The 16129-nt window shown below is 71.4% G+C and carries 18 protein-coding genes; 10 read left to right on the top strand and 8 right to left on the bottom strand.

Annotation, left to right across the window (positions count from 1 at the left end):
• The 4 genes from GTY47_RS02935 to GTY47_RS02920 form a co-directional block, all read left to right on the top strand.
• On the top strand, positions 1-425 hold a 425-nt coding region (locus tag GTY47_RS02935; RefSeq protein WP_078602795.1), incomplete at its 5' end, for an Hsp70 family protein.
• Between the two features lie 2 nt (positions 426-427).
• Positions 428-970, top strand: coding sequence for a nucleotide exchange factor GrpE (grpE, locus tag GTY47_RS02930; RefSeq protein WP_010038266.1), 543 nt, complete (start codon positions 428-430; stop codon positions 968-970).
• A gap of 107 nt (positions 971-1077) precedes the next feature.
• Positions 1078-1470: a DUF2267 domain-containing protein gene (locus GTY47_RS02925; protein WP_010038264.1), complete on the top strand. Its 393-nt coding sequence runs from the start codon at positions 1078-1080 to the stop codon at positions 1468-1470.
• Positions 1471-1629: 159 nt separating this feature from the next.
• The gene (locus GTY47_RS02920; RefSeq protein ID WP_010038262.1) at positions 1630-2382 is read left to right on the top strand and encodes a class I SAM-dependent methyltransferase; all 753 of its coding nucleotides are present in this window, start codon (positions 1630-1632) and stop codon (positions 2380-2382) included.
• Positions 2383-2479: 97 nt separating this feature from the next.
• On the opposite strand, the gene GTY47_RS02915 is transcribed toward GTY47_RS02920, so the two are convergent.
• From GTY47_RS02915 to GTY47_RS02895, 5 genes are all read right to left on the bottom strand, one after another.
• Positions 2480-2833, bottom strand: coding sequence for a hypothetical protein (locus tag GTY47_RS02915; RefSeq protein ID WP_010038259.1), 354 nt, complete (start codon positions 2831-2833; stop codon positions 2480-2482).
• A gap of 472 nt (positions 2834-3305) precedes the next feature.
• Complete coding sequence (locus GTY47_RS02910; RefSeq protein WP_010038257.1) at positions 3306-4196, bottom strand: alpha/beta hydrolase; 891 nt, start codon at positions 4194-4196, stop codon at positions 3306-3308.
• 60 nt (positions 4197-4256) lie between these two features.
• Complete coding sequence (locus GTY47_RS02905; RefSeq protein ID WP_010038254.1) at positions 4257-4811, bottom strand: hypothetical protein; 555 nt, start codon at positions 4809-4811, stop codon at positions 4257-4259.
• Between the two features lie 12 nt (positions 4812-4823).
• Positions 4824-7067 carry a helix-turn-helix transcriptional regulator gene (locus tag GTY47_RS02900; protein WP_010038252.1) on the bottom strand — a complete coding sequence of 748 codons (2244 nt, stop codon included), beginning with the start codon at positions 7065-7067 and terminating at the stop codon, positions 4824-4826.
• A 150-nt stretch (positions 7068-7217) separates the two neighbouring features.
• Positions 7218-7817: a DUF998 domain-containing protein gene (locus GTY47_RS02895; protein WP_029181063.1), complete on the bottom strand. Its 600-nt coding sequence runs from the start codon at positions 7815-7817 to the stop codon at positions 7218-7220.
• A 149-nt stretch (positions 7818-7966) separates the two neighbouring features.
• Here GTY47_RS02895 and GTY47_RS02890 point away from each other — a divergent pair, with 149 nt between their 5' ends.
• The 6 genes from GTY47_RS02890 to GTY47_RS02865 all read left to right on the top strand — a co-directional run bounded on the left by GTY47_RS02890 (position 7967) and on the right by GTY47_RS02865 (position 13009).
• The gene (locus GTY47_RS02890; RefSeq protein WP_010038248.1) at positions 7967-8965 is read left to right on the top strand and encodes an inorganic phosphate transporter; all 999 of its coding nucleotides are present in this window, start codon (positions 7967-7969) and stop codon (positions 8963-8965) included.
• A gap of 19 nt (positions 8966-8984) precedes the next feature.
• Complete coding sequence (locus tag GTY47_RS02885; RefSeq protein WP_010038246.1) at positions 8985-9596, top strand: hypothetical protein; 612 nt, start codon at positions 8985-8987, stop codon at positions 9594-9596.
• A 137-nt stretch (positions 9597-9733) separates the two neighbouring features.
• Positions 9734-10453: a DUF817 domain-containing protein gene (locus GTY47_RS02880; RefSeq protein WP_010038242.1), complete on the top strand. Its 720-nt coding sequence runs from the start codon at positions 9734-9736 to the stop codon at positions 10451-10453.
• 54 nt (positions 10454-10507) lie between these two features.
• Positions 10508-11338 (top strand): PP2C family protein-serine/threonine phosphatase, encoded by an 831-nt coding sequence (locus GTY47_RS02875; protein ID WP_010038240.1) that lies wholly within the window; start codon positions 10508-10510, stop codon positions 11336-11338.
• Between the two features lie 136 nt (positions 11339-11474).
• Entirely contained in the window at positions 11475-12452 is a 978-nt protein-coding gene (locus GTY47_RS02870) for an MASE1 domain-containing protein (protein WP_010038238.1), read from the top strand.
• A 56-nt stretch (positions 12453-12508) separates the two neighbouring features.
• Positions 12509-13009: a molybdenum cofactor biosysynthesis protein gene (locus tag GTY47_RS02865; protein ID WP_010038236.1), complete on the top strand. Its 501-nt coding sequence runs from the start codon at positions 12509-12511 to the stop codon at positions 13007-13009.
• Between the two features lie 24 nt (positions 13010-13033).
• Here GTY47_RS02865 and GTY47_RS02860 read toward each other — a convergent pair whose 3' ends face one another.
• The 3 genes from GTY47_RS02860 to GTY47_RS02850 all read right to left on the bottom strand — a co-directional run bounded on the left by GTY47_RS02860 (position 13034) and on the right by GTY47_RS02850 (position 15962).
• Entirely contained in the window at positions 13034-13696 is a 663-nt protein-coding gene (locus GTY47_RS02860; protein ID WP_010038235.1) for a YceI family protein, read from the bottom strand.
• A gap of 161 nt (positions 13697-13857) precedes the next feature.
• The gene (locus GTY47_RS02855; RefSeq protein WP_010038233.1) at positions 13858-14694 is read right to left on the bottom strand and encodes a hypothetical protein; all 837 of its coding nucleotides are present in this window, start codon (positions 14692-14694) and stop codon (positions 13858-13860) included.
• The gene (locus GTY47_RS02850; RefSeq protein ID WP_029181061.1) at positions 14691-15962 is read right to left on the bottom strand and encodes a glycosyltransferase family 4 protein; all 1272 of its coding nucleotides are present in this window, start codon (positions 15960-15962) and stop codon (positions 14691-14693) included. The genes GTY47_RS02855 and GTY47_RS02850 overlap by 4 nt, the downstream gene beginning before the upstream one ends.
• Between the last annotated feature and the right edge of the window lie 167 nt (positions 15963-16129).

The raw sequence follows: 16129 nt of genomic DNA, 5'->3' as shown, positions 1-16129 counted from the left end.
CCCTGCCCAAGGACGACATCGACCGCATGGTCCGCGAGGCCGAGCAGCACGCCGAGGAGGACCGTCGGCGGCGCGAGGCCGCGGAGACCCGCAACCAGGGCGAGCAGCTCGTGTACTCGACCGAGAGGCTCGTCACGGACAACCGGGACAAGATCCCGGCGGACGCGAGGAGCGAGACGGAGACGGCGCTGGCAGACCTGAAGGAGAAGCTGAAGGGAGACGACACCGCGGAGATCCGGCAGGCGATCGAGCGTACGGCGCAGGCCGCGCAGCGGATCGGCACGGCGTTGTACGAGAGGTCGCGAACCGAGGAGCCCGCGGGTGCCGCCGGGGCGACCGCGGACCGTGGTGCGGCCGGCGGCTCGTCCGAGGATGATGTGGTGGAGGCCGAGATCGTCGACGATGACAAGCCGGAGGCTGGCTGACGATGACCGGGAGCGGGCCGCAGTACACCGAGCTGGCGGAGCTGCGGCGCCTGGTGGAGGAGCGGACCGCCGACCTTCAGCGGGTGAAGGCCGAGTACGACAACTACCGCAAACGGGTCCGGCGGGACCGCCTGGCCGTACGGGAGATCGCGGTGGCCAACGTGCTCCGGGCGCTGCTGCCCGTGCTGGACGCGGTGGACCGGGCGTGTGCGCACGAGCCGCTCACGCCGGGACTGGAGGACGTCGCCGGCAGTCTGAAGGAGCAGCTCGGCTCGCTGGGCGTGACGTCGTTCGGCGAGGTGGGCGATCCGTTCGACCCCGCCTGCCACGACGCGGTGGCGCACCACGTCTCGCCCGACCGGGACCACCTGGTCTGCTCGGCGGTCCTCCGGCCGGGCTATCGCCTGGGCGGCCACCTGCTGCGCCCGGCCCACGTGGAGGTCGCGGGGCCGGCTCCACCGGCGAGGAGCGCGCACGGGGGCGACCGGGGCGTGCGCCCTGCCACCGCCGGCGGCGCGCAGCCCTTCCCCATCGCGCGAAGCTGACAGGGCCTGGTGCCCGCTCGGCGCACACGTCGATCACCTGGGTACCGGGAAAGAGGCGGGCATCACACAGACGCCTGCGACGCTCCGGCAAGCGGAGGTGACGAACGATGCAGTACCACGAGTACCTCGACCGCGTAAGCGAGCTCGGCGAATACCGCAGCCAGGACGAGGCCGCGGAGGTCACCGAGGCCGTGCTGAGCGTGCTGGCCAAGAGGATCAGCCCCGGTGAGGTCGATGACCTCGTCTCCCAGCTGCCCGGACCGCTCGGACAGGCACTCGCGGATGCCAAGCCGCAGCAGGCCGAGAGCTTCGGGATCGAGGAGTTCTACCGCAGGGTCGCCGAGCGCATCGGCGCCCGGCCGCGCACCGCCGAGTGGGACGCCAGCGCCGTCCTGACGGCCCTGGCCGAGGCGGTCAGCGGCGGCGAGCTGAACCAGATCCTCAGCCGGCTTCCCTCCGGCTACGCCCTCCTGTTCGGCAAGGCCGATCTCGCCGGCTGACACGCCAGCCGGTCGGCGTGGGCCCTAGCGTGGCGTACGTCGGCCGGCCGGCTACGCCCTCCCAACGGAAGCAGCCTCCGGTCAATCGGCACCGCGGGCGGGGTGGATCCAGGCCGGCACTGTGACTCCGTGGCACAGGGCAGCGAGAGGGGTGTCCGCATGACGGGGCACGAGCAGCAGCTGTCCGAGGCACAGCGCGAGCACTGGCAGCTCACCTACGGCGCGCATCCCGGGATGTACGGCGAGGAGCCGTCCGAGGCCGCTGTCCACGCCGCCGCGGTGTTCCGGACCGCCGGCGCCCGCGAGGTGCTGGAGCTGGGCGCCGGGCACGGCCGTGACGCGCTGTTCTTCGCCCGCGAGGGCTTCTCCGTACTGGCTACCGACTTCAGTGCGGCCGGACTGGAGCAACTGCGCCGGGCCGCCGACGCTCAAGGCGTGTCCGGGCGGGTCATGACGGCCTCGCACGACGCCCGTGAGCCGCTGCCGCTCGCGGACGCGTCGATGGACGCCGTGTTCGCGCACATGCTGCTGTGCATGGCGCTGTCCACCAAGGAGATCCGTGCCCTGGTCGCCGAGGTGCGCCGGGTGCTGCGCCCGGGTGGTGCGTTCGTCTACACCGTGCGGCATACCGGGGACGCGCACTACCGGGACGGCATCGGGCACGGCGACGACATCTGGGAGCACGGCGGGTTCGCCGTCCACTTCTTCTCTCGCGAACTGGTCGACGACCTTGCCCATGGCTGGGACCTTCGAGAGGTCCACGCATTCGAGGAGGGTGGCTTGCCACGGCGGTTGTGGCGGGTCACGCTCACCCGGCTCGACGCGGCGGTCACCCCCCTCACCGCCCTGGGCCACACGGACGAGGCCGAGTCGCCGGCCTCCTTGGCGGCCCGGCTACGCGACGAGGAGTGATACGGCTCCTGCCGGGGGCGGGGGCGGGGCGGGCTGCCGCCTCGGCACCGGGGAACCGCCCGCCCCACGCCCATGTCGTTCGACCCCGGTAATGCCATCAGGCCCGGTTGAGTCGGGCAGCGATTCCGTGGCCGATCAGCAAATAGATGACCGCCGGGAGGCCGTAATTGAGGACAACGCGCAGCCCTTCGGTGTCCATCGTGAAAATGTCCTGTGCCCATCCGGACAGCCAGTCCGCCACCCCGTGGACGAACTCGACGAAGGAATTCGCCTGGTTCGCGTCGAGCAGGTAGAGCACGATCCACAGGCCCAGCAATCCCGCCGCGATGTCGGCGATCGTGCAGATGGCAAGGGCTACCCGCCGCGACGTGGCCTGGTCGCGCGCGGGGCGGCCATGCCCCGGGGACGGGTCGTAGGCCTGGTATCCGGAAACCGGGTCGGTGTTGTTCACAAGAAATCCCAATCTCGCGCGTGAGAGGTTTACAACGGTCGCCCCCGGCATTTGAATTCAGCCTCGGACTGGCCCGTTTCTGCCTACTTCTGCGCCGCGCGAGCAGCCCCGCGTTACACCTCGAACCGCGGTGGACCCCGTTCGTAATCGGCTTGTGGCTGTCGGCATGTGTTCGTGCTCCCGTGGAACGGCCGGCGGCGCTATCTGCGGTTCGTGCCCGACACGTACAGAGGGCGGGCCGATCGCCTACGACTTCGGCGAGGCCGCCCTCTCCTGGTACGCCGCCGATGTCGCCTACGCCGTGCGCGACCTGACCGACCACACCGGCCGGCCCGCGTCCGTGCACCGGGCGCGGTTCGACGCCTTCTTCGACGGCTACCGCGACGGGCGCCTGCCGCTGTTCGCCGGCCTGCACGCCGCGGCCGCTCTCGTGCGCATCACCCGTGCGCTGGGCGAACCCGCTCCGCAGGCGCTAGGAGATGTTCGACGGCTGCTGGTGCGACGGTTGAACCAGTCCTCGAACGAAGTCGGCGACCAGCGTCGCCACCGCTTCCGGAGTCTCCAGGTTCATGGGGTGGGTGGCGTCGATCGTGTCGACGGTGATCGTCGGACAGCTGCGGGAGAGCGCGGCCAGCTCGTCGGAGACCTCTTGCGCGAAGCGAGTGCTGAAATCGGCGAACCACTCCATTCCGGGCGCCGGCGCCGGCCGTCGACCGGCCTGGACCAGCAGCAGCGGGCAGTCGAGCCCGTCCAGCCATGTGGTGACACCGAGCTCGCCGAGCTTTTCGAGTTCGTGCTGGATCTCCAGCGCCGCCGACCGTTCCGGCAGCGTCTGCCACCTGCCGTCGGGCAAGGGACGCGCGGCGGCGCGGGCAGCGGCCTCCGCACGGTCGGCGGGAATCCCGAGCCGGGCGGAGAAGACGACCTTCTCCTCGATGTACCCGGGTGGCGCGACGAACCCGGCGGACGCCAGCAGCACCTCACTCACCCGGTGGGCGCCGGGGTACTCGCGTCCCCACCAGAAGCCGTCGAGGTTCACGGCGGCACGGGCCCGGGCACGGTTCGGGTTCGCCCGGGCGTACTCGACCGCGACGATGCCGCCGAGCGAATGGCCCACCACGACGGCCTCCGGCACGCCATGCGCGTCGAGTGTGTCCGCGAGGTGCCGCACCACGGCGGGCAGGGTCCAGGGGGAGATACCGGGAGAGCGGCCATGGCCGGGGAGGTCGACGGCGAGGACACGGTGCCCGGCGGTGAGGAGGGTGGCGGCGGCGTCCCAGTCGGCGAGCGACCGTGAGAAACCGTGCAGCAGAACCAGTTGAGGGCCATCGCCCCCGTAGTCATGGACATGTAGGAGTGTCATTGGGCTTCACTGTAGGGGCCACGGTCTTCTCGAGCAGCGGATTAAAGATCTCCGGCGGTGTCAGAGGTCGAACTCGAGGTGCTCCACGTCGGTGAACTCGACTTCGAGGCCATGGGCGCGGCGGCCGTTGTCGCGGAAGTACACCTCGCCCAGTGCCTCTGCCGCGATGTCGCGCAGTTGCTGTTCCGTGCCGCCGGCCTCCTTCGTCTCGAAGAGGCGGGCAGCGTACTGCGGGGGCAGAGCGACGGTGAGGTGGCGCAGCCGGGCGTCGTCGGTGGTTCCGGGGGCGGCCGTGTAGCCGAACCGGGCTCGGGTGTCGATGACGATGCCGCCGGTGGTGGCCGCGGCCTGTTTGGCCTTGGCCCGGATCTGGGGCTGCCACCTCGTCCTGACCTCGCGCTCCATGCGCTGCGCGAGGTCGGGCCGGGGCGTTCTGATCTGGTCCTTCACATACCGTTCGACGGTGCGCTGGGTGATGCCGAGCAACTCGGCCACCGGCCTGGTGCCCTTGAGCTGTCTGACCAGGTAGCGCATCTGCGCGCCCGCGCTCTTGGGGATCGGGCGCGTGAACGCCTTGCGCAGCGCGGCGTCGAGACCGTCCCCGACCGTGTCCATGGGCTCGCTCCCCTACTCTCCGTCGTCCTTGGCAGTGACCTCACCGGTCTTGATGTAGCGGGCGAGGTTGAGGACCTGGCCGTACTTCTCCCGCACCGCTTCGGCCCACAGGGTGGTCTGCGTGCCCTCGTGCTTGACCATCCCCGGTGACACCCCGAGCCGGAAGCTGCCGGGCACCGTCTTGCCGTCGGCGTCGTACGGCAGGACGTGGAGCGGACTGGGCCCCTCCGCGGCGTAGACGGCGCAGTCCGACAGGACCGCCACGGGATACCGGCCGGTCCCCGCGGCCAGGTTGAGCATCTTGCGGTGCATGTTGATCCGGGCCCGCGAGATGACGGCGGCGCGGATGTCGGGCCGCCAGGTCGGGCGGGACAGGGCCGGCCAGGGCTGCCCGGGCTTCCAGCCGCCGCCACGCGCCCGTTCACGCAGCTTGCCGATGCCGCCCTTCACCGTGGACTTGACCGCGTCCAGGACCATCGCCATCTCGGGATCGCGCTGCCGGTAGCCCTCCATGGCCTCCAGGAACTCCGGTGGGCGCAGCTTCTCGCCCACGCCGAGGTCCGCCATGGTGTCGACGTACGCGTTACGCAGCCGCTTGTACCAGCCGTCCAGGAACCTGCCCTTGTCCTCCCTGACCCAGGCCTCGGTCGGGGCGACGTCGTAACCGAGCTCCACCGCGTACGCCACCGTCGGAGTCGCGTACCAGGCCGGGCCCTCCGGGCGCTCGCCGGTCGGCGTGAACGGACTGGGCAGCAACGCGCTGTCGAGCCGGCGCCACTGCTTGCCGACCAGGACGCGGGAGAGGTCTACGTGGGAGAGATCGACCAGCCATGCGCCGGGCAGCGTCGGGTCGAAGACGGGGTTCGTGACGTGCACGGGCGGCGTCGCCAGGCCGACGACGGCACCATTGGCGGCAGCGCCGAAGGCGAGGTTGACGTCGATGCCGACCAGGTACCGCTGCATGCACTCGGCGTCGGTGAGCTCACGTGCCCAGTCGTACGCCTCCTCGAAGAGCATCTCGTCCGGGCCCCGCTGGTGGAAGCGGGGCAGGCCGGCGAGCAGTGGATGCCCGTCCGGGGCCTCGCACGGTGCGCAGTCCATCGGGTGCTCGCCCAGCGAGCCGGGCCGGTGTTCCTTGTGCCGTTTCCCCGTCTCGTCCGCCTCGCTCGCTCGGGTCGGCGGGTTGAGGGCGGTCATCAGCTCCAGGCCGGTGACGGCGGTCGAGCCGCGCGGTGTCATCACGCGGGCGGCGTAGGTGCCGAGCACGCGGGCGAGTTCCGCCGGTCCGAGCTGCGCGGCGTGGCCCCAGGTGCGGGCGTCGAGCGCGCCCCAGGACGGGATGCACAGTTGCACGCACTGGCGCTGACGGCCCCGGGCAGGGCGGTAGATCCGCGCCCACGGCCCGAACCCGCGCTTGGTCAGCTGCCAGTCGGCCCGCTCGAGTTGCTTGATGACCTTGTGGCCGTCCGGGAGGCGCCCGGTGAGCCGCTCGGCGTCCGACAGTGCCACCGGGAGCCCGTACCGCTCGCACGCGCTCTCGGTGAGCACGAGCAGGGGGTCGGCATCCTTGCCGGAGCCGTGCAGCCTTCCTGCCCCGAGCTGAGCCTCCTTCAGCGTCCACTCCACCAGAGCCGGGAGCGACTTGGCGGGCACGTCGAGGACCAGGCCGCCGATGCCGTAGCCCATCACCTGGGCGCCGTCGTCGGCGTCGATGACGAGCAACGGACCGTTCGCGAACCGCGGGTCGGCATCGGAGGCCGGGAGATTCGCCGGGGCCGCCTTCGTGGTGCCGGGGCGGCGCGACGTCGACGACGGCCTGGTCGTCGATGCCGCCGGGCGCGGCACAGCGGCGGGGGCGTCGGGGCGGGGCGCGGCGTTCCCGGGAGGGGCCTCGGGGGTCGGGCCTGCGGATCCTGTGCGCGCCCGGGGCGGTTGGGCCGCCGACGGCGCCGGCGCGGCAGGGGCGGCAGGCGTCTCGGGAGCGGATGTGTCCTGCGCGGGCGCCGCGGCGTTGGCGGCAGGGTAGAGCTGGGCGAGCTGCTTCAGCATGCGGGCGTATGCGTCGCGCTCCGGCGGGCGCGGCTCGGTCTTGCCGACCTCCCAGCCGCTGACCGTCGCACGCCGCACTTGCAGCGCGGCGGCCACCTCGTCCAGCGTCAGGCCGTGGGCCTGGCGCAGCCGCTTGCGTTCCGCCGGGGGCGGCAGCGGGGAGCGGGACGCGACCAGCGCATCAACCGCGTCGAACAGCTCCGACATGAGGGCACCTCCTGATCCGCAACCCTAGCGCGGAGCGTCGGTTTCGCGTACCAAGCGCGTACGTACGGCGTTCCTGCGATGTGGTACGCACGGCGTTCCTGCGATGCGGCATGTCGGGCAAGGGTTTCGTCGTGACTGAGGCGTGTCGCGTCACCTCGGGGGCGCCTCGCGGGTGGAGTGGCGCAGGCAGGACAGGGCTACCACGAACGGCCAGACCGACTGGAGGGTCGTGACGGCGCGTTCGGCGACGCCGGCGACGCCGTGCAGATGCGTCTCGAGCAGGAACCATGCCGCGCCCACCGCCATCACCGCGGTGGCTCCGAGGGACGGCACGGGCCGCAGGGCCCATGGGACACCGCCGCCGGTCCGGATGGCCAGGACGGGCCATGCCGCCAGGACGGCGAAGCCGACGGCGGCGATCGAGCCGTGGCTCAGGGAGCCGCCGCTGCTCGGCGCCGGGACCAGGGCCACCGCCAGGGCGGACACTCCCCCGGCCGCCAGGGCCAGCCGGCCGGGGGTCGCGGCCGGGCGCAGTCCCCAGGCGGTGAGCAGGTGGCAGGCGCCCAGGGCGATGAACGCGCCGGTCATCACCCAGTAGCCCGAGCCTCCGGGGGCCGCCAGGACGCTGATGGTCTGAGCGGCCGGGTCGTACCCGGGCCCTTGCAGTGCCGCCGCCGCCATCCAGCCGATGATCAACACCACGGGGGCGGACGCCGACGACAGAAGAACCCATTTCGGAACAGATTGCACCAGGACACCGTAAAACGGATCACCGACTCCCCTCGTCCCACTACCGCTGCTCCGGGCGGGTCCGTCCGGGGGTTTAGCGGCACGATGGATCCGTGCGCCGACGGCGCCCGTGGCGGTCCGGCGCTCTGGCTGCGGAAAGGTGATCGGTCATGGAGCTCACCCTGGTGGTGCTGATCATCATCGTGGGACTGACCTTCGACTTCACCAACGGCTTCCACGACGCCGCGAACGCGATCGCCACCTCGATCTCCACCAGGGCCCTGACGCCGCGTGTGGCGCTGGCCATGGCCGCGGTGATGAACTTCTGCGGCGCCTTCCTCGGGACCGAGGTCGCCCAGACCGTCGGCAGCGGCATCATCGGTGCGCCCGAGGACGAATCTGGTCTGCTGCTGGTCATGTGCGCGCTCCTCGGAGCCATTGGCTGGAACGTGTTCACCTGGTGGCGGGGGCTGCCGACCTCGTCCTCACACGCTCTGATCGGCGGTCTGGTCGGTGCCGCGCTCGCCGCCTCCGCCACCGTGCACTGGTCCGGGATCGTGGACAAGGTCGTCCTGCCGATGCTGCTCTCCCCGCTGGTCGGTGTGGCTCTCGGCTATGCGCTGCACGTGGCCATCCTGTGGGTGTTCCGTCGTTCGACGCCCCGGCGGACCATGCGCCGCTTCCGTATGGCACAGACCGTCTCCGCCGCCGCGATGGGCCTGGGGCACGGGTTGCAGGACGCCCAGAAGACCATGGGGGTCATCGTGCTCGCCCTGGTCACGGCGGGCTGGCAGGACGACTTCTCGGTTCCGGTGTGGGTGATCGCCGCCGTGGCGGCCGCCATGGCGGCCGGTACCTACAGCGGCGGGCGTCGCATCATCACCACCCTCGGCCGGCGCATCGTGCATCTCGATCCGCCGCGCGGGTTCGCCGCCGAGACCGCCGCCGCGGCCGTCCTCTACACCACCGCGTTCCTGGTGAAGGCGCCGATCTCCACCACGCAGACGATCACCGCGGCCATTCTGGGCGCCGGTGCCACCCGGCGCGCCTCGGCCGTACGCTGGCAAGTGGCCCGCTCCATCGTCACCGCCTGGGTGCTCACGTTCTTCGGCGCCGGGATTCCCGCCGCCGCGATCTACCTCGTCCTGCACGCCGTCACCGGTCTCTGATCCCAGCCCGGAGGCCCACATGACCGACTTTCCCCCGCACGGCCTTCCGGTGCCGGGGCGTTTCGCGCACCTGCACCCCGACGACGGCGCCTGTCTGATGGAGAGCGCCGCGTTGCTGGCCGGCGGCGGGTTCACCGACAGCCCGGCCGGTACGCATCCGGCGCTCGCGGCTCTGGTCCGCGTGGTCAACGACAGCGTCGGTGACGCCACCCGGCACGCCCTGTGGCCGCTGGCCGCAGAGCTCGCCGACGCCCGTCCGGTGGATCGGGCGTACGCGCCGCTGCTCGTCGGCACGGTCGTGGGTGCGGCGCGCGTGCTGCGATGGCCGTCCCGGCGTCTGGCGCGGCACGGCCGTGCGTGCCGTCGGCGGGGCGAGAGGCTCGCTCACGTCCGTGCGGGCGGGCTGCCGGGACGTGTCGCCGATCTGTTGTGGTGGCGTGGCCCGGGGCGACGGTACCTGGAACACGCACTGCGGGTGCTGTGCGCCGCGCCTGACGCGGATGAGCGTCTTGCCGGGCTGCTGCGGAAGGCCGTGGCCGAAGCCCGGGACGCAGCCGGAGGCGGTGCAGCCCGGGGCGGCGCAGCCGGTGAGGGACGGGTGCCGGCCGGGGAGGGCCGCTGCAACCGGTAGGCGCGCGGGCCCGTCCTACAGGGCACCATGATCCCTGCACGTTCCACCGGCCCCGGGACCGCGCCGGTCCGGCAGCTGCTCGACTTCGCCTGAAGCAGACCCGGGCGTGCGCGTTCGCCATCGCGCTGCTGTCCGGCGTGGCCGTGTCCACCCTGCTGCCCGACCTGCCCGTGGCGCGCTATGACCTGCTGGTCGTCTACGGCGTGCTGCTCACGCTGCTGTTCTGGCTGCGTGGCTGGGAGAACGGCCGGGACATCGCCGTCATCGCGGTCTGTCACGTCATCGGCCTGGCCTTCGAGCTGGTGAAGGTGTCGCTCGGTTCGTGGAGCTATCCGGAGCCGGGCGTGCTGAAGTTCGCCGGGGTCCCGCTGTACGGCGGGTTTCTGTACGCGGCCGTGGGCAGCTACGTGTGCCGGGCGTGGCATCTGTTCGATCTCGGGCTCGTGCGCTACCGGCCGCGGGCGACGGCGGTGGTGGCCGCGGCCGTTTACGTCAACTTCTTCAGCCATCACTGGCTGCCCGATGCCCGCTGGGTGCTGGCTGGGCTGCTGCTGGCCGTCACCGCGGGGACGTCGGTGTGTTTCACGGTGCGGGGTGTGCGCCGGCGGATGCCGCTGGCGCTCTCGTTCGTCCTGATCGGCTTCTTCCTGTGGGTGGCGGAGAACCTCGCCACCCTCGTCGGTGCCTGGCGCTATCCGTACCAGGAGCACGGCTGGGAGCCGGTGGGGGTGGAGAAGTTCGGCGCCTGGGCGTTGCTGATCAGCGTCACCTTCGTGCTGGCGGCGGTCGGGCGGGCGCGGGGAGCACGAGTCGTCGACGGGGCCTCAGCCACGTATCCTCCTATGGACACAAATTAGATGATTTGCTTCGAGGGTCGTCACCGACCGTGGCCATCCTCGCCGGAGTGATCAATGTCCCGCACCGGCACGACGGACGACGGCGACGAGCTGCTGACCCGGCTCGGGGCGCTGACGGCTCAGGCGCGTGCGCAGGCCGAGATGCAGCGGTCGCGGGTCGAGCTGGCCATCGCACTGCAGCGCGGCATGCTCCCGCGCGATCTGCCCGTCGCCCGCCGGCTGCATCTCGCCGTGCGGTACGCGCCCGCGTACCAGGGGCTCAACGTGGGCGGCGACTGGTACGACGCCTTCACACTGGGAGACGGCCGTATCGGTCTGTCCATCGGTGACGTCCAGGGCCACAACATCGAAGCCGCCGCCTTCATGGGGCAGGTGCGGGCCGGGCTGCGGGCCCTGGCCTCCGTCACCAGCGAGCCGGGCGAGGTCCTGGCCCGGACCAACGAGCTGCTGCTGTCCCTGGGCTCCGATCTGTTCGCCACCTGCACCTTCATACGGCTCGACCCGTGTGCCGGCGTACTGGAGAGCGCTCGGGCCGGGCACCTGCCCTGCGTCTGGGCAACGGCCGACGGGAAGTCCGGCGTCACCGTGGACGAGGGCGGACCGCCGCTGGGGATCCAGGCGGGGGTGTCGTATCCGGTGACCCGGTACGAGCTGACCACGGGTGGCATGTTCGTGCTGGTCACGGACGGTGTCGTGGAGGGGCCCTGCCTGCGGCTCGAGGAGGGCCTCGACCAGGTGAAGCGGCTCGCGGGCATCGCGGCGGCGGCGGGCATGGACGTGGACGCGCTCGCGGCCGCCCTGATCAAGGGCGCGGAGCAGGTGGGGCACGACGACGACGCCGCCGTGCTGGTGGTCGGCTTCGACGGGCCGGAGGCTCAGCCATAGGTCCGCAGCGGCGGGCTCAGCAATGGGGCCGCAGGGGCTGGCTCAGCCATAGGGCCGCAGGGCCCCTGCTCTCACCTCGCCGCCGCGGCGGCCTCGGTGTCTCATGACTGCTGTGGTGGGTAGCCGGGATCCGCGTATGTCGGCCGTCGTCGCTCTGCAGACGCCGGCCGTTGCCGCCTGCTACTACGTCTCGGGGCACCTGGGCCTGCTGCGGGAACTGGTCGTCGAGGGCTCGGTCGTCACCCCGATCTGGCCCCCCACCGGCGTCTCGGTCGCCTGCTTGCTGATCTTCGGGTTGCGCTGCTGGCCGGGGATCGCCCTGGGCGCCTTCCTCGTGATCCTTTCCCTCACCTCCCTGAGCCCCTGGGCCTTCGCTGTCCTGGCGGGCAACACGGCGGCCCCCGTCGCGGGGTACCTGCTGCTGCGCCGGGCGGGTTTCCGTACCGATCTGGCCCGTCTGCGGGACGGTCTCGCCCTGGTGTTCCTGGGCGCGTTCACCGCCATGCTGATCAGCTCGACCACCGGCGCGGGCATCCTGCTCGCCACGGGCAGGCTCGAATGGCCGGCCTTCTGGGCGGTGTGGCTGGCCTGGTGGGTGGGCGACGCGATGGGCGTGCTGATCGTCACCCCGGTACTTCTCCTGCTGTCCCGCCTCCGCCCGCCGATGCGCCTGTCGCGCTGGAAGGAGGCCTCGGGCCTGGCGCTTGTCATCTGCTGTGTCGTACCGCTGGCCGCACACAGCTCCGTCAGTCTGCTCTTCCTCGTCTATCCCCTGCTGATCTGGGCGGCGCTGCGCTTCCAGCTGGCCGGCAGCATGCTCTGCGCCCTGTTCGCCTCGGTCATGGCCACGGTGGCCGCGACCGACCGGTCCGGGCCGTTCGAACGGCTGACCAGGGTGGAGGTGATGATCAAGCTCCAGGCGTTCAACGGGGCGATGGCGCTGACGGCCCTGATCCTGTCGGCCGTGATCACCGAGCAGATCCACACCCGGCGTTCGGTGGAGCGCGCGTGCCAGGAACTGGTCGAGGTCCTGGAGCACCTCACCGCGGGCGAGTCGGCGGACGGCCGGGCCCCTCTGGAGGACAGGGGGATCGGGCGGAGGCAGGACGAGTGACCGTACGCCTGCGGGGGTCCGCCGGGCGGTGGTGACCGAGGCATAGGGTTGACGCCATGACCGAGGTGGAGGTGCTGCAGCTGCTGGTGTCGCCCGCGCACCGGCTGGCGGGACGGCCGTCGGACGGCCCCTCACCCGGCCCGTCCGACGAGCGCGTCCCCCGAGTGGAGGTGCGTCGTGGCCTGGGGCTGGTCGGCGACCGCTACTACGCCAGGCCGGCCCACCGGAACGCTGCGGTGACCCTCATGGCCGCGGAGAACCTCCCGGCGGACGCCGACCTCCGCCACACCCGCCGCAACGTCCTGCTCAGAGGCGTCGACATCGACTCCTGTGTCGGATCGACGATCGCCCTCGACTGCGGCACCGGACCGGTGGTGTTCGCCGTGCACCGGCCGGCCCGGCCGTGCGCCTGGATGGACGTGACCATCGGCCCCGGCGCCCAGCGCGCCCTGCGCGGGCGGGGCGGTGTGCGGTGCACGCCGCTGAGCGACGGGGTGATCACGCTGGGCCCGGCGACGTTCCGCGTCCTGGCCGGGCCCGGCGACGCCGGGCCGTGAGGCCTGCGGCCGTGACCGGCGCGGTCAGCCGGCCGCCGAGGCCGTGCGGATGGCGGCGATGTCGAGTTGCAGACGCACCTTCTCGCTCACCATCGCGCCTCCCTCGGCCAGTCTGCTGTTGTAGGTCAGGCCCCAGTCGGAGCGGTTGATTGTGGTGGTGCCGTCGAATCCGACCCTTTCGTATCCGAAGGGGTCGGTGACGTGTCCGATGTAGGTCATCTCCAGGACGACCGGCCGCGATATGCCCTTGATGGTGAGCTCGCCCGACATGCGAAAGAGGTCGGCGCCCGCCTGTTCCACCGCGGTACTCGTGAAGCGCATACGCGGATAGGTGGCGACGTCCAGGAAGTCCCGGCCGACCAGGTGGGCGTCGCGCTGTTCCACCCCGGTGTCGACGCTGGCGGTGAACAGGGTGAGGTCGGCCCGCGAGCGGGCGGGGTTGCGCGCGTCGAAGTAGAGGAGGCTTTCGTACTCCAGGAAACAACCGCGCACGGTGGTCACCATGGCATGCCGGACGGAGAAGCCGATCCTGCTGTGAGCGGGATCGACGACCCATTCGCCGGTGAGATTCGCCAGGTCGGGGTCGGGCAGGACCGCAGTGGGGGAAGCCGGTGCGCCGGCGGGACGCTGTGGGGGGACTGGCGGCGTCTGCCGGCGGGACGGCACGACGCGGTTGAACAGGTTCATGATTCATCTAGGTACTTGAGTTTGGTTATTGCCGCAAGTCCCCTTCGTGTTTACGGCAGTTGCGAACGAGCGCCTGACCTTTTTGCCGCCGCTTTGCACAGAATCCACACATGCCTGTCGCGTGGTACCGACGAAATGGCCATCCGAAGGTCCAGGAATTTTCATTTCGGGCATTTCGGCGATTCGGCCGGTGTCACCTCGATCGCGAGGTCGTTGTCGACGGTGTAGTAGGGGCGCGAGATGGATCCGCCCGCCGTGAGTGCCGGGTAGACGAAGACGTGTTTGCGGTCCGCCACGTCGTCGAGAAGCCGGCCGATCCTTATCGGTGGCGCGCCGGTGGTGGGCCGGACGAAGGCGTCCCAGATCCGGCCCGGGGCTTCGGAGCCACCCGTCAGGTCCTCCTGGTCGGCGGTGAAGGAGAACCCTCTGCCGTCGTCGTCGATCCGGGGGCGCAGGTCCCGTACGGTGCCGGTCCCCCGCAGGCGCAGCCGTACGGTGGCGTCCGCACGGAGTTCGGCGCCGTGCAGGCGGGCCTCGACCGTCAGGGCCTGCTGGGTGACGTCGATGGCGCGGGCCTCCGCGTGGGCGGTGCGCCGCCAGGCCCTGAGTGCGAGGAAGCCGTCCTTCGTGACGTAGGGGATTCTGACGGCGACCGGTGAGGGCCGGTCGCGGAGGTGGCCGTCCACGAGGGCGCGCAGGTCTTTGAGGCCGGGGCGCAGCCGCTGTCGTTCGGCTTCCGGTGCCGGGAGCAGGTACAGGTCCCAGCGGCCTTCGTCGAGGGCCGGGTGCGGTTCCAGCACGGCGTGCAGGTCGCCGTCGGCCCGGCCGGGCTTCAGGTCGAGCAGGTGGAGCGTCGTCTCGGGGCGGCCCTTCTTGGGGCGCAGCCTCAGGAGCAACTGGGGGTGGGCAGCCGGGGCCGGCGGGAGGCGGAAGGTGATGCGGCCGTCCGTGTCGATCGCGCAGTGGGTGCGCAGGTGGGTGTCGAGGTGCGTGGTCATCGGCGTCCCTTGCGTATCGCGCGGAGTGCGCCGACGGCCGCGGCGTGGGCCGCGTCGCGGGCGGCGTGGCTCCGGCCGATCAGTGCGCTGTTGCTCCGGTGGTGGTCCTGCGGAGGTGAGGTCCGTCGGCTCGTGGTCCGGGCCGCCAGGGCGTCCTCCAGGAGGCGTTCGGCCTGGGCGACGACGGGGCCGGGGGCGAATCGGCGCGCGTTCTCCAGGGCGGTGCGGCCCATGCGGCGGCGCCGTTCGTCGTCGCCGACGAGTTCCAGCAGGGCCGAGGCGAGGGCGTCGGCGTCCCCGACCGGTACCAGCCGGCCGTCGGCTCGGTCCTCGATGATCTCGCCGGGGCCGTAGGGGCAGTCGGTGCTGACGACGGGCAGTCCGCAGCGCATCGCCTCGACGATGGTCATGCCGAACGGCTCGAAGTTGGACGCGGCCGCGCCGATCGAACCCTTGGCCCACTCGGCCTCCATGGGGGTGGCGGCCCCCATCAGGAACACGTTGTTCCACAGGCGGAGCCGTTCGATGAGGTCCCGCAGCCTGGGCTGTTCCTCGCCCTTGCCGTAGATGCGCAGCTGCCAGTCCGGGAACGCGGCGGCGACCTGGGCGAACGCCTCGATGAGCAGGTCGTAGCGCTTCACCGGGACCAGCCGGCCCGCGGCGATGACGATCTTTGCGGTGCCGTCGGCGGGCGGCACCGCGGGGTCGGGGACGCTGTTCGGGAGGGCCTCGACGTGGACGCCGGGCAGCCACATCTTGCGCCGGTAGGCGGCGGCGTCCGCTTCCGTGACGGTGGTGATCACGTCGAGGCGGCGGTAGGCGCGGCGCAGCGCGGTGCGCAGCGCGGGCGGGTGGTTGTCGAGGGTGAGGTGCTCCTGGCCGACGCGCAGGACGCGCTGCGGGGCCTGCCGCGCGATGTGCACGTTGAGGCCGGGGCGGGTGCCGATGACGACGTCGGTGTCGATCGCCTCCAGGCACTCGCCGATCCGCTGGTCGGTCAGCTCGCTGTACTGGCGGTGGCGGTACTCGGCGGACGGGAACACCTTCGCCGGTCTCTGGTGCAGCGGATGGTCCTCCTCCTTGCGCAGGTCGACCAGCGCGCGCAGCCGCACCCGGGGGTCCAGGACGAGGTTGGGATGCTCGCGGTGGCGTAAAGCGGAGACGATCTCCACGTCGTGCCGCTCGGCGAGCGCCCCGGCGAGGTTGAACGTGGTGGTGATCGTGCCTCCGATTCCATAGGCGTTGTGAATCAGGAAAGAAATCTTCATGTCGGCGTAGACGGCGCCAACCACCCGACAGTTGTTCGCCGTTATCACTCTGTGGCCTGCACGAATACGGGTACGGACCGGCCGGTTCCGGAGTGATCTCGGACAAAAGTGGTCTGGGCCATACCGGTTTGCCGCCCGGATGTGGATAGCTTGATGTGTTTGCCCGC

Source organism: Streptomyces sp. SID5464 (assembly GCF_009862985.1).
Taxonomy (GTDB): Bacteria; Actinomycetota; Actinomycetes; order Streptomycetales; family Streptomycetaceae; genus Streptomyces; species Streptomyces chartreusis_D.
This window is presented reverse-complemented; position numbering and strand designations above follow the sequence as displayed.